Here is a 13,476-nt window from a genome sequence, read left to right on the forward strand (position 1 = left end):
CGGTGCGGCGTCAGCCGGTCGCGGCGTGCTCGTCCATCCAACGCCGCAACGATGCGGGCCGCATGTCCGTCCACACCTCGTCGATGTGGGCGAGGCACTCGGCGCGTGTCCCGGTGGTGCCCTCGCGCCGCCAGCCGGCGGGCACCTCCCGGTCGTCCCACCAGATCGAGAACTGTTCCTCGTCGTTCACGACCACGGCGTACGTCCGGGTGTCGTCGTCCTCAGCGCTCATCGGACCCCCTTCGCCGGGAAGGATTTCAGCCGCGTCGATTCCGTGTCAAGGATCGGTCGATCTTCCGACGTCACGCGGAGGTGGGCCGTACGGCCGGCTCGGAATCCTCTGTGGACGCTGGCGGCGGCGCGTCGGCGTCGGCGCCGGTCCGCGGCGTCCGGGCGACCCAGCCGACGGCCGGGCCGGCGGCCAGCGCGCAGCCCACGAAGATCGCCGCGACGACCCACCAGCCCCAGCCGCCGGTCTGGATCGCGAGGAGGGTCAGGCCGACCGGCGCGAAGATGTCCGCCGCCGAGCTGATCGTCTGCGCCGTGCCGAGATACACCCCGCGCGACGCGGCCGGCGGCACGTTGGTCTGGAAGAACCAGAGCGCCGCCGAGAACCACAACTCGGTGGTGGTCACCAGCACCACGACGCCGAGGAGCGCGACGACGGTCCACCCGCCGCCGGTCCGACCCGCGAACGCGGCCAGCGGGCAGGCGAGCGCGGTGACCAGGGCGCCCCGGCGGATCAGGCGGGCCGCGCCGGGAAGCGAGTCGGCGCCGCGCGCCGCCGGCACCTGCAACGTGATCACCAGCACCGTGTTGAGGGCCAGCATCGCGCCGAGCAGCGGCTTGGGGGCGTCGGTGTGGGTGATCGCCCAGAGCGGCAGGATCTCCACGAGGATCACCGAGTGGAACATCATGACGGCGAGGAGCACGGCGCTCGTCGCGTAGGGCAGGTCCTTCAGCACCGCCCACCGCGAGGCGGTGGCCGTCCGCTCGTGCCGCACGATCGGCGCGGCCGGGAGCCGGGTCACGAGGCCGGCGTTGAGCAGTGACAACGCGGAGTTGAGCAGCACCATGGCGACGAGCGCGGCGGCGGAGTCGAACGCCAGCGCCACCGCGCCGAGACCGGTGCCGACGGTGAACCCGGCGTTGAGGTACGAGCGGGCGTACGCCATCGTCCGCACCCGGTCCCCGGCCGGCATGGCGGCGGCGGTGTAGATGGTGCGCCCGGCGTTGGCGAACGAGTCGGTGACGGCGGCCACCACCATCAGCACCACGAAGCCCGCGAAGGACGTCACGAGCGGGTAGGCGGCGAACGTCAGCGCCGAGCCGAGCGCGCCGAGGGCCCAGGACCGCTGCCCGCCGATCCGGTCGGCGAGCGCGCCCAGCGGCAGCGAGGTGGCCACCCCGGCGAGGCCCGCGATCGAGAAGCCGATCCCGATCTGCACCGGGCTGAGCCCGAGGACCTCGGTGAAGAACACGATGCTGCCGGTGAGGAACGTGCCGCTGCCCACGGCGACCATGGCGGACTGGTACGCGATCGCCCGGGGCAGCCCGGGCGGGGGCAGGAGCCGGGACACGGCGAATCGGTGACCGTCCATGGTGCCGGTCAGGCTACCCGGGCGCCCATAGCCGCCTGCCCCGTAGCTGACCGAGATGACAGTGTCACCTATGGTGGATGCTCATCGACACGGGGAGATCAATGATGTCTGTAAAGATGGCCGCCGCCGTGGCGGCCGGCCTCGGCTCGGTCGTGTTCTCGGTGGTCCCGGCGGTCGCCGCACCCAAGGTGCCGGACGTGACCGTGGACGTGACCAGCGAGCGCTTCATCCTGCCCAGCGACGGCTGGACCTCGGTGGATGCGGTGGCGCGCAACGCCGGCACCAAGGCCGCGGCGGGGGTCCGGCTGGTCTTCACCCTGCCCGAGCCCTTCCAGGTCGGGCAGATTGCCACGACCAGCGCATGGACCTGCGGCTTCGCCACGCCCACCGTCACTTGTGACCTGGTGGATGACTTGGCCCCCGGGGCGTCGGCGCCCGCCGTCAACCTCACCGGATACCTCTACGGCGCGCCGACCGGCGTGCCGGTCGAGGCCGTCGCCACGGTGTCCACCACGACGTCCGAGCAGGCCCTCGGCAACAACACGGACACCAAGCAGTTCCAGATTGTCGGCAAGGGCACGCTCCGCGGCGTGATCTGGAACGATCTGGACGCCGACGGCATCCGGGAGGCGGGCGAGCCACTGGTCACCAACGTGGGGCTGAGCTTCTGGAGCGTCGACGACGACGACCAGTACGGTGTCTCCAACTCCTACAATGGCACCTACCGCTTCGACGTCCCGGCGAAGCACTACGTCGGCCGAGTCCAGCTGTACAAGAGCAGTTGGCGGTTCACCACGCCGAACGTCGGCGTCGACGACACCGTCGACTCGGACGTGGTGCAGGTCTCCGAAACCACCTACACCAGCAACGGTGAGACGGCGGTCCTGTCCGTGGTGGCGGGAGAGACCACCACGGTCGACATCGGAGTCGTGGCCAACAGCCCCACCTCGTGACCTGACTGGTGGGACGTCGTCCGCAGGACACCGGCAGCCGTACGCGTCCCGCGAGCCGGACCGGCGACGACGGTGATCCGTCAGGGGACGGCGTCCCACCATCTCGGCACGGTCGGTCAGCTCACCGGCCGGTGGTGCACTACCGGGAGCACCTTGCGGGCCCGACCCGCCGGTGACGCTGGCCGTCGCCATGGCCGTCCACCGGGGGCCGGGTACCGAGCGCGCTGCCGCCGACCGGTCAGCCGCGACGGACCCGTCACGCCGCGCCGTCCGCGCGCAGCACGAGCCGGTCGGTGGTCCTCTCCCCGATGTACGTCAGGTCGGCGTCCCACCCGAGGCCGGGCGCGGTGGGCACCTCGACGAGTCCGTCGGCGCTCACGATCGGGCGGGTGGTGACGTCACGGGCGTAGTACTTGTCGGAGCCGGAGACGTCCGAGGGGAGCGTGAAGCCGGCGAGCGCGCTCAGCGCGACGTTGGCGGCCCGGCCGATCCCGAACTCGTGCATGCCGCCGCACCACACCGGGACGCCGTGCTCGCGCGCGAGGTCGTGCGCCCGTACGGCGTGGGTCAGCCCGCCCATCCGCGAGACCTTGACGTTGAGCACGCGTACGGCGCCCAGGCGCAGCGCGGTGACGAGGTCGTCCAGCTCCTCGACGGACTCGTCGAGACAGACGGGCGTGTCGATGCGTTCCTGCAGGGCGGCGTGCGCGACGAGTGCGCGCGGCGCGAACGGCTGCTCGATCATCAGCAGGCCCAGGCCGTCGAGTTCGGCCAGGACGGCCCGGTGTTCCGGGGTGTCCTCGTAGGCGCCGTTGGCGTCGACGTGCAGCGGCACGCTCGGATGTGCCGCGCGTACGGCCCGCACCGGGTCGACGTCCCAGCCGGGCGCGATCTTGAGCTTGATCCTGCGGTAGCCCTCGTCGACGCGCAGCCGCACCTGCGCGAGGAGGTCGTCGACGGTGGGTTCGATCCCCAGCGACACCCCCGCCTCGACGCTGCCGCGCGTGCCGCCCAGCGCGTGCGCGAGGGAGCTGCCCTCGGCGGCCGACCACAGGGCCCAGGCGGCGATGTCGAAGCCGGCGCGGGCGAAGTGGTTGCCCCGGACCCGGCCGAGCGTCGCGGCTAGGTCCGCCGGGTGCTCCCAGTCGGTACGCAGGACCAGCGGCGCGAGGTGGTCGCGGGCGACCGCCCAGCAGCTCTCGACGGTCTCGGCGCAGTAGAACGGGCCGCTCGGCGACGCGATCTCGCCCCACCCGACGGCGCCGTCGGTGTCGGTGAGCGCGACCAGGATGTGCTCCAGCTCCCGTTTGGCGTGGGAGCTGGTCTGGAACCGGTGCACGAGCGGCAGCCGTACCCGGCGTAGCTCCACCGCCTCGATCCGCCTCACACCGTCACCTCGCCGTGCCGCCGGTACCCGGCCGGCTCGTGGGCGGCCCCTCCGCCTCGCCTGCGGTCGGTCACGTTTCCTCCTGGTAGAGATCGAGTTCGGCGGCGAGGGCGTCGCGCTCGCGCAGGCGGCGGCCGGCCCCCTTCGAGCTGGCGATGGTCAGGGTGGCGAGCAGGTGCAGCGCGAGCACCACGGAGGTGGGGGAGTTCGCGTAGGAGGCGCTGTCGGTGCCGATGACGATGCGGACGGCGGCGGTCTCGGCCAGCGGCGCGTCCTCGGCGTCGGTGACGAGGACCAGTTGGCCGCCGTGGCGGACGTAGGCGGAGGCGACGTCGATGGTCTCGCGCCGGTAGCGCGCCATGCAGACGGCTACGAGCAGGTCGCCCTGGCGGATGTCGCTGAGCATGTCGAGGGGCCGCAGTGCCGCGCCGTCGACGAGGTGGACGCCGGAGAGCCCGGCGCTGAGGTCGGCGGCGAGCAGGGACGCGAAGCCGAGCGACTTGCCGTGGCCGAGCAGGTACCGCCGGCGGGCCGACACGATGAGCGCCGCGGCCCGCTCGATGGCGTCCTGCTCGGCGGCCCACGCCAGCGCCTTGGCGAACTCGGTGCGCTGCTGCTCCAGGACCCGCTGCTTGAGCACCTGCGCGGACCTGCGCTGCACGTTGCGGTCGAAGCGCTCCGAGGGGGTCGATCTCTTCGTGGTCATGCCTCAATCCTGTGCGAACAGGTAGCTGACGCGGCCGGGGGTGTCCGCCCGCCGCGCGACGCCGACGAGCCGCCCGCCCGCCGCGAACCGGCCGGCCAGCTCCAGGCGCAGCCGCGCCCGGTCGTCGGGCCCCCGTGCGGCGGTACGGTCGTCGGCGGGCGAGTCGACGGCCGCGTGCCCGTGCCCCGGCGCCCAGGTGCTGCCCCCGGGACGGTCGAGGTCCCACCGGACCAGGACCCGGTCGCTGTCGCCGTCGTCGTAGAAGTCGGGCAGGAAGCGGATCCCGACGGCGCCCAGCACGTTCAGGTTGAAGTGGACGTTGCGCAGCGCGTACGGGTCGAAGGTCCACCGCATCGTGTGCACGCCCACGCGCCGTGCGGCCTCGGCCTGGGCGTGCTTGAGCAGGCGGCCGACGCCGCGCCCCTGCGCCCGCGCGTCGACGACGGCCGCCTGCGAGTAGTGGTAGAGCTCGCCGTGTTCGACGCCGGTGAAGCCGTAACAGAAACCGACGAGGGAGCCGTCCTCGTCGAACGCACCGACCGCGGTCCCCGCGTTCTCGCCCAGCGCGGCCAGGAGGCGGGGGCTGACGGCGTGCTCGGGGCCCTCGTAACCGAAGACGCTCCGGTAGAGCGCCGATGCCGCCGTCCACTCGGCGAGCCCGGCGAGGTCACGCGCCACGATCCCCTGCGTGTCAGCGGTCATCGGCCACTCCCTTGCGATGATAGCGATCGTATGTTGCCCATACTGCCGTTGATCGCGCCCGTTGACAAGGCGTTCGAGTGAAACATATGGTCCGCATATGTCGTCCTCAGGATCCAGCGCCGCGCTCGATGCGCTGCACCGCTACACGCTGCACGAGTCGCCGACCGGTGACCGGCGGGCGCTGGCCGCGCTGGCCGACGTGCTCGACGCCGACGCCGCCCGCGCCGGCTTCGACACCGCCCGGGTGCCGCACCCGAGCGGCGACCATCTGTTCTGGACCCTCCCGGCGCGAGGGGTCCCGGGCGACCCGGTGCTGCTGCTGACCCACTACGACACCGTCTGGCCGGTCGGCACGCTGTCCGGCATGCCGTGGTCCGTCGAGGGGGACGTCGTCCGCGGCCCGGGCGTCTACGACACCAAGGCCGGGATCGTCGCACTGCTCGCGGCGGCGGCACGCGTCGAGCGGCAGGGCGCCCCGCACCCCGAGATCCGGGTCCTCGTCGTCGCCGACGAGGAGATCGGCTCGCCCACCGCCACCGGGCTGGTCCGGGCCGAGGCGGCCCGGGCCCGCGCGGTGCTCGGCCTGGAACCACCGCACCCCGGTGGCGACCTCAAGACCGGCCGGCGCGGCAGCACCCGGGTCCGCATCGAGGTCACCGGGATCGAGGCGCACGCCGCGCTCGACCCGGACGCCGGCGTCAACGCCATCGACGAGCTCGTCGACCAGCTCGTGCGGCTCCGCGCACTCGTGCAGGGCCGGCCGGTCCTGCTCAACACCGGCACCATCGCCGGCGGGGGGCGGACCAACGTGGTGGCCGGCGCGGCCCACGTCGAGCTGGGACTGCGCTTCACCGACCCGGACGACGAGGACGCCGTCCTCGCCGGCCTGCGGTCGCTGCGTCCGGTGCGCGACCGCGCCCGGCTCGACGCCCGACTGCTCTCGCACCGGCCGACCTGGCGGCCAAACGAGGCGGGGCAGCACCTGCTCGACCGGATCGTGGGCGTCGCCGCCGGCCTCGGTCAACGCCTCGCCGGTCGACCGGCGGACGGTGCCGCCGACACCAACACGACGGGTGCGCTCGGCCGCCCCACCGTCGACGGGCTCGCCCCGCCCGGGGGCGGCGCACACGCCCGGCAGGAGTGGGTCTCGGCGGCCGGCATCGACGCGCGCAGCGACCTGCTGGCAGCGCTGTTCACCGGCCTCCACACCTCGGCCGCGTCCCGTGGAGACGGCGCCTGACCCGGGCGCGCGCCCCCGGCAGCCGTGACGGCTGGCCCGGCCCGGCCCGCCGTGCGACGGTCAGTGCGGCCCGGCGTACCGCCGCGCAGGTCAGTGCGACCCGGCCCGCCGCGCGCCGGTCGGTGCGGCCCGGCGTACCGCGTGGCGGGACCTGGCACGCCGCGCGGCGGATCGGTGCGGCCCGGCGTACCGCGTCGCGGGTCAGCGCGATCCGGCGCGCCGCGTGCGGACCAGCGCGACCAGGCCCACGGCGATCAGCGCCAGCCCGAGCGCTCCGGCCGCCACGAGGTAGGTCCGCACGGCGCCGGCGCGGCCGGTCCCGTCGCCGGCGGCGCCGGCCGTCGGCCCGGGCGTGGTGGGCGGCGCGGGGGATCCGACGGCCGCCGGCAGCGGGTAGCGCCGGACCACGGGCATCGTCCCCGGCGGCTGGTCGGCGGTCTCGGACACGGTGAGCAGGGAGCGCCCGTCGCGGCTGTAGGTGACCGACTCGCCCTGCGGTTCGTCCGGCAGCGCGACGATCCGTGGCGTCCCGCCGGTCAATGCGGTGACCACGTCGCCGTCGGTCACGTCGAACTCGTACGCGTCCGCGTAGGTGCGCAGGACGATCCGACGCCCGTCCGGTGCGGTGGCGGCGCCGGTGACCGCCGTGCGACCGAGCACCCCGAACGGGTTGCTCGTCGTGGAGGCCGGCAGCCGGACCTGTCCCACCTTCACCAGCGGTGTCGTCGCACCCGGACGCGGGGCGGCGCTCGGGACGTACAGGTTGGCCGAGTACTTGGAGACGACCACCGGCCGGTCGTCGCCGGTCACGAGCAGGGCCTCCGCGTCGTGCGGGCCGTCCGGATAGGCCATGCGGTACAGGACCGGCCGGTCGGCCCCCGGCGGCAGCTTCCACACCGCGATCGTCTGCCGGGACCGGTCGTTGTCCCCGATGTCGGCCACCCAGACCGTGCCGTCGGCACCGACGGCGAGGTCCTCGGTGTCGCGCGGCCGGGACGGATAGGACACGGTCCGCACGACGGCGCACCGGTCGTCCAGGAAGAAGATGCGGCGGCGGGCCTCGTCGTCCGCGCCGTCGTTGATCATGACGAAGCCGCCGTCCGTCGCGGCCATGCCGGAGATCTCGCTCAGCCGGCCGCCACGCACCTCGCACACCGGAGTCCCGGGGGCCGCAGCGGGTGTCGGGTCGGCCACGGCCGCACCGGGGGCCATCGCGACGGCGAGGACGACGACCGTCCCCGCCGCGCCCCGCAGCCTCCGGGGCCCGTTGCCTCGTCGCCTCACCCGCAGTCCCTTCAGTGCCGGTCCGCCCCGTCCAGCGGCGGACCGGCGCGGTTCGCGAACGGCGGTCCACCCCTGCCGGCCCGGGCGCCCCGCCGGGCGCCGTGACCGGCTGTCGTCCGCCCGGCTCCGGTGCGTCGCCGGCCCCACGTGAGCGGCGTCCGGGCGCGTGACCAGGGGATGAGTGTATGACCCGGGGGCGCGGCCCCGGTCACGGCCCGCCGCGCCGGCGACCCGGCCCGCCGCCGCGACCGGAGCCGGTGACGCCGCCGTCCGCCCGCACCCGCCCGGAAGGGGGCGGCACCAGCCCGGCACCGGCGGCGTACGCTGCCGCGATGACCGCACCGGCCCGCATCCTCGTCTACGGGGTGTACGGCGCCGGCAAGTCCACCTTGGCGGAGCGGCTGGCCGAGCGGCTCGGGTCACCGTGGCACCCGGTCGACGACCTGCTGTGGCAGCCGGGCTGGGTGGAGGTGCCGGTCGCGGAGCAGCGCAGCCGGATCGAGGCGGTCTGTCGCCGCGACCGCTGGATCCTCGACGGGGCGTACCACGGGTGGCGCGACGTGGTGCTGGCGCGCGCCGACCTGGTCGTCGGCCTGGACTATCCGCGCTGGCTCTCCTTCTGGCGGCTGCTGCGGCGTACCGCCCACCGGCTGGTCAGCGGCGAGGAGATCTGCAACGGCAACCGCGAGTCGCTGCGTAGCGTGCTGTCCCGGGAGTCGATCCTGGTGTGGCACGTCACCGCGTTCGGCCGGGCCCGGCGGCGGATGCGCGCCTGGCAGGCCGATCCGGCCGGGCCACCGGTGTTGCTGTTCCGCTCCCCGGCGGAGCTGGAGCGCTGGCTGTCCGAACTCACCTGACGATGAGGACCCGCTCCGGCAAGTCCGGCAAGCCCGGCACGACCGTCGGAACCGGGGGGACTCCGGCTGACCTGGCGTCGGCGCCGCTGGCCCGGTGCGGCGTACGGATGGACGGACGCCATTGCCTCGGTCACGGTGATCACCTAGGTTTCACACGATCGCACCCAGCCGCACCGAGCACTCCCCGGCTCTGGCCAGGCAGCGAGACAGCACCGATCGCGCCGCTCAGTGACTTAGGAGCTCACCCGTGGCACAGCATCCCTCCCGAAGAACGTTCCCCTCCCGTCGGCGAACACCGGCCCGTCTGGTCGCGGCGGTGGCGGCGAGCACCATGCTGCTCGCCGCGGCCCCCGTGTCCGCTGCCGCGGCGCCCTCCAGCGCGCCGCTGCCGGCCACCCGGCAGGCGCCCGAGGCGCCGTCCCACCCGGCGTCCGGCCTGCCGCAACCCAAGAGCGGGCTCTGGCTGGTGCAGTTGGACAAGCCGTCGTTGATGGCCGCCACCCGGGGCACCGGGGCGCGCGCCGGCAGGACCGACGCCCGGTCCGCGGCCAGCACCCCCTACGCCAGGGAACTGGCGCAGCGGCAGGACACCGTGGTGGACGAGATGGAGGCCGTCCTGGGGCGCTCCGTGCGGGTCGCCCACACCTACCGGAACGTGGTGAACGGACTGGCGGTGGCGCTCAGCGCGGACGAGGCGGCGCAGCTGTCCGGCCTGCCGGGGGTCAGGGCGGTCGTACCCGACGAGATCCTGGAACTGACGACCGACACCAGCAACGCGCTGATCCAGTCGCCCGCGGTGTGGGAGGGCCGGACGGCGGAGAACGTCGGGACCCGTGGCGAGGGCGCCATCGTCGGGATCCTGGACTCCGGCATCAACCCCGACCACCCGTCGTTCGCGGCCGTGGACGGTGACGGCTACCGGCACACCAACCCGTACGGCGCGGGCAGGTACGTCGGCGTCTGCGCCCCGAGCCACCCCCAGCACAAGGCGATCTGCAACGACAAGCTGATCGGCGCCTGGTCGATGGTCGGCACCGACGCCCGGGACGACAACGGCCACGGCAGCCACACCGCCTCGACCGCCGCCGGCAACCGGCACGAGGCGACCATGACCGTCGGCACCAGCACGCACAAGCTCACCGTCTCCGGGGTCGCGCCGCGGGCCAACGTCATCTCCTACAAGGTCTGCATGGCCATCGGCTGCCTCTCCTCGGCGACGATCGCGGCGGTGGACCAGGCGATCGCCGACGGCGTGGACGTCCTCAACTACTCGATCTCGGGTCGCGACGACCCCTGGAAGGACCTCGTCGACCAGGCGTTCCTGGAGGCGTACTCGGCCGGCATCTTCGTCGCCGCCTCCGCCGGCAACAGCGGCCCGGGCGCCAGCACCGTCGCGAAGACCGCGCCGTGGAACATGTCCGTCGCGGCGGTCAGCCACGAGCGGGTCATCGCCCACCGGCTCGACGTGACGGGCCCGACGCCCGTCCCGGCCGCGCTCACCGGCATCGCCGCCGTGATCGGGGAAGGCTCGCCGAACCCGCCCATCGAGGGTGCGATCCGGTACTCCGGCGCCGTCGACGCGGACAACGTACAGGCCTGCCTTCCGTTCCCGGCAGCGGCGTTCAGCGGCAGGGTCGCCCTGCTTCCCCGGGGCGGCTGCGACTTCTCCGTGAAGGTCAAGAACGCCACCGCCGCCGGCGCGACCGGAGTGGTCGTGCACAACCAGTACAGCGGTCCGCCGATCACGATGGGCGCGCTCGCCGGTTCCACCATCCCGGCCGTGATGGTCTCCCTCGCCGACGGGCAGCGGCTGCGCGAGCACGCGGCGGCCACCGACGGCCCCGTCACCGTGCGCGTCGACCCCAGCAGCGAGGTGCTGCGCGACGGCGACTGGACCGACGTCGTGGCCGACTTCAGCTCGCGCGGACCCAGCAAGTTCGACATGCTCGCGCCCACCGTGGCCGCCCCGGGCCGCAACATCCTCGCCGCCACCATGGCGACGAAGGACAACCCGGCCCCGTACGCCTTCATGCAGGGCACGTCCATGTCGTCGCCGCACGTCGCCGGTGCCGGCGCGCTGCTGGCGGCGCTGCACCCCGACTGGTCGCCGACGCGGATCCGCTCCGCGCTGGCGGTCACCGCGGACCGCGACGGCGTCGTCAAGGAGGACGGCCGCACGCCGGCCGACGCGTTCGACATGGGCTCCGGCCGGATCAACCTGGCCCAGGCCGCCCGGACCGGCATCGTGCTCGACGAGACCGCCGCGAACTTCGTCGCGGCCAACCCCGACGCCGGTGGCGACCCGCAGACGCTGAACCTGCCGGCCGTGGTCGAGCACCACTGCCTCAAGGTCTGCACCTTCACCCGGACGGTGTCCAGCGTGGCCAAGGTGGCCGCGACCTACCAGGCGACGCCGCAGGCCCCGGCCGGCGCGCGGATCACGGTCGCGCCGACGCAGTTCACCCTGGCGCCCGGCGCCAGCCAGGAGTTGACCATCACCCTGGACGTCACCGGGACCCCCCGCAAGAACTGGCTCTTCGGTGCGATCGACCTGACCACCGACGCCCGGCACGCGCCGGACGGGCAGCCGATCGCCCAGGCTCACTTCCCGGTCGCCGTCCTTCCCGCGGCCCCGGACCTGACCGTGGACAAGACCGCGCTCAGCTCCAGCATGGACGTCGCGCAGAACGAGACCCACACGGTCAAGGTGGGCAACGCCGGCGGCGCCGAACTCACCTGGCGGGCGACCGGCGACGGCGACGACTGCGACTGGCCGACCTGGGTCAAGGTGACCCCGGCACAGGGCACGCTGGGCGCGTTCAAGAGCCAGGACATCCAGATCACCCTCGACTCGACCGGCCTGGACGACGGCGGCGTGTTCAAGGCGAACCTGTGCCTGGCCAGCAACGACCAGGACCAGCCGACGACGACGATCGCGCTGGAACTGACGGTGGTGCCGGTACCGAAGATCGAGGTGGCGCCCAAGTCGATCTCCGCGCGGCAGCCGGCCGGGCTGGTCACCAGCCAGAAGTTCGCGGTACGCAACGCCGGGCACGGCGTGCTGGACTGGCGGCTGGACGACCCGGACGCCGGGCCGGACGACGAGCGGATCCGGCTCCTGCGTAACGGTGTCCTGCTGATCCCGAACTCGGCAAGCGCCACCCGTGGGGTGATGGCGTTCGATCCGCAGACCGGAAAGCAGATCGACCCGCAGTTCATCCCGCACTTCAAGTTCGACCCGACCAGCAACCTCTACACACCGTTCCAGGTCATCGCCAAGCCGGACGGCAGCGGCTTCCTCATGTCCGACCAGCTGAACTCGGTGATCACCGAACACGCCCTGGACGGCAGCTTCCGGCGGATCTTCGCGCCCGCCGGCGGCGTGGACGATCCGAAGATCATGACCAACACCCGGGGTATCGCGCTCTCGCCGCGCGGCACCGTGCTGGTGACGGTCGCGTCCCAGAGCAACGCCAATTCGGTGGTCGAGTTCGACGCCGACGGCAAATACCTGGGCACGTTCGTCGCGCCGGGGACCGATGGGCTGAAGGGACCGTGGGGCATCCTGTTCCGCGGCGACGACATGCTCGTCTCGGGCAGCGACAGCGACGCCATCCACAGTTTCAAGAAGGACGGCTCCGCCGCCAACGCCCGCTTCTTCGAGGGGCTGAGCTGGCCCGGCCAGCTCGCGGAGATGCCGAACGGCAACGTGCTCGCGGCGAGCTGGGGCAGCGGCTCCGCCCCCGGGGTCTGGGAGATGGACCGCGACGGCAAGCTGATCGGCGTCTACACGCCGCCCGGCGGCAGCGGTTACCAGGGTGTCCACCCGCTCGGTAACGGCAACATCCTGACCACCAGCTCCAAGGGGGTCCACGAGATCGACCGCTCCGGCCGCCTGGTCGAGGTCGAGAACGACAAGGGCGCGGCCCGGTTCATCACCCACGTCCGGCTGCCCGACCTGCAGCCGTGCGTGACGCCCGACGAGGTGCCGTGGCTGACGGCGTCGCGGACGTCGGCCGGCACCGGCGCCGGCAAGTCCACCGAGGTGACGCTCTCGATGGACAGCACCGGCCTGGCCGCCGGTACGTACCGGGCCCAGCTCTGCGTCACCAGCGACGATCCGTCGAACCGGCTCTCGACGCTGCCCGTGACGCTCGAGGTCACCGACCAGACCTGCGGCCAGGTCGTCAGCGGTGAGCGTCGGGGTCCGCTGCCGGTCAACGGCGGGGTGACCTGCCTCGCGCCGGGTGCCACGGTGTTCGGGCCGGTCAACGTCGCGAAGGGCGCGGGCCTGATCGCGCTCGGCGCCAGCGTCAGCGGCCCGGTGACCGCCACCGGGTCCACGGTGGTGGAGTTGACGGGCAGCACGGTCAACGGCCCGCTGTCGGTCGCCGGCGTCACCGGTTCGGTGCTGATCAGCGGGACGCGGGTGACCGGTCCGGTCAGCGTGGTCGACAGCCGCACCGGCGGCACGCCGGTCGTGGTGTCGGGCAACCGGATCGACGGGCCGCTGCGGTGCGTCGGCAACCAGCCGCCACCGGTGGACAACGGGGTGGCCAACACGGTCGGCGGCCCGACGTCCGGCCAGTGCCGCGGGTGGTGAGCGGACCGTCCCACCCGGCCCGTCGGTGACGTGGCCAGGCCCGCCGGGGGGGGGGGGGGGGGGGGCGGCCCCCCCCGGGGGGGGGGGGGGGGGGCGGGCGGGCGCCCCCCCCGCCCCCCCGGCCCCCCCCACCCGGGGGCCCC

Annotated in this window: 10 protein-coding genes; 4 read left to right on the plus strand and 6 right to left on the minus strand. The window is 73.7% G+C overall.

Features of this window, described 5'->3' with window-relative positions:
• Positions 1–10 precede the first annotated feature (10 nt).
• Together ABZ573_RS24820 and ABZ573_RS24825 are read right to left on the minus strand one after the other, a co-directional pair.
• The gene (locus ABZ573_RS24820) at positions 11–232 is read right to left on the minus strand and encodes an MbtH family protein (RefSeq protein ID WP_132240715.1); all 222 of its coding nucleotides are present in this window, start codon (positions 230–232) and stop codon (positions 11–13) included.
• Between the two features lie 70 nt (positions 233–302).
• The gene (locus ABZ573_RS24825) at positions 303–1,601 is read right to left on the minus strand and encodes an MFS transporter (protein ID WP_151453838.1); all 1,299 of its coding nucleotides are present in this window, start codon (positions 1,599–1,601) and stop codon (positions 303–305) included.
• 104 nt (positions 1,602–1,705) lie between these two features.
• Between ABZ573_RS24825 and ABZ573_RS24830 the strand changes: the two genes are divergently transcribed.
• Positions 1,706–2,554 carry an SdrD B-like domain-containing protein gene (locus ABZ573_RS24830; RefSeq protein ID WP_358121344.1) on the plus strand — a complete coding sequence of 283 codons (849 nt, stop codon included), beginning with the start codon at positions 1,706–1,708 and terminating at the stop codon, positions 2,552–2,554.
• A gap of 256 nt (positions 2,555–2,810) precedes the next feature.
• Here the strand turns inward: ABZ573_RS24830 and menC are convergent, their stop codons facing one another.
• The 3 genes from menC to ABZ573_RS24845 form a co-directional block, all read right to left on the minus strand.
• The gene (gene menC / locus ABZ573_RS24835; protein ID WP_358121346.1) at positions 2,811–3,941 is read right to left on the minus strand and encodes an o-succinylbenzoate synthase; all 1,131 of its coding nucleotides are present in this window, start codon (positions 3,939–3,941) and stop codon (positions 2,811–2,813) included.
• Between the two features lie 70 nt (positions 3,942–4,011).
• On the minus strand, positions 4,012–4,647 hold the full coding sequence (locus tag ABZ573_RS24840; RefSeq protein ID WP_151453841.1) for an SIS domain-containing protein: 636 nt from the start codon (positions 4,645–4,647) through the stop codon (positions 4,012–4,014).
• Positions 4,648–4,650: 3 nt separating this feature from the next.
• Positions 4,651–5,349, minus strand: coding sequence for a GNAT family N-acetyltransferase (locus ABZ573_RS24845; RefSeq protein WP_151453842.1), 699 nt, complete (start codon positions 5,347–5,349; stop codon positions 4,651–4,653).
• Between the two features lie 97 nt (positions 5,350–5,446).
• Here ABZ573_RS24845 and ABZ573_RS24850 point away from each other — a divergent pair, with 97 nt between their 5' ends.
• The gene (locus ABZ573_RS24850; RefSeq protein ID WP_358121349.1) at positions 5,447–6,589 is read left to right on the plus strand and encodes a M20/M25/M40 family metallo-hydrolase; all 1,143 of its coding nucleotides are present in this window, start codon (positions 5,447–5,449) and stop codon (positions 6,587–6,589) included.
• A gap of 201 nt (positions 6,590–6,790) precedes the next feature.
• On the opposite strand, the gene ABZ573_RS24855 is transcribed toward ABZ573_RS24850, so the two are convergent.
• Positions 6,791–7,873, minus strand: coding sequence for a hypothetical protein (locus ABZ573_RS24855; RefSeq protein WP_358121351.1), 1,083 nt, complete (start codon positions 7,871–7,873; stop codon positions 6,791–6,793).
• Between the two features lie 332 nt (positions 7,874–8,205).
• Between ABZ573_RS24855 and ABZ573_RS24860 the strand changes: the two genes are divergently transcribed.
• Both ABZ573_RS24860 and ABZ573_RS24865 read left to right on the plus strand, forming a co-directional pair.
• Positions 8,206–8,730, plus strand: a complete 525-nt coding sequence (locus ABZ573_RS24860) for an adenylate kinase (protein ID WP_151453844.1) — start codon at positions 8,206–8,208, stop codon at positions 8,728–8,730.
• Positions 8,731–9,046: 316 nt separating this feature from the next.
• Entirely contained in the window at positions 9,047–13,333 is a 4,287-nt protein-coding gene (locus ABZ573_RS24865) for a S8 family serine peptidase (protein WP_358121353.1), read from the plus strand.
• The last annotated feature ends 143 nt before the right edge of the window (positions 13,334–13,476 follow it).

Origin of the sequence: Micromonospora sp. NPDC007220, assembly GCF_040634035.1 — a bacterium.
GTDB lineage: Bacteria > Actinomycetota > Actinomycetes > Mycobacteriales > Micromonosporaceae > Micromonospora > Micromonospora reichwaldensis.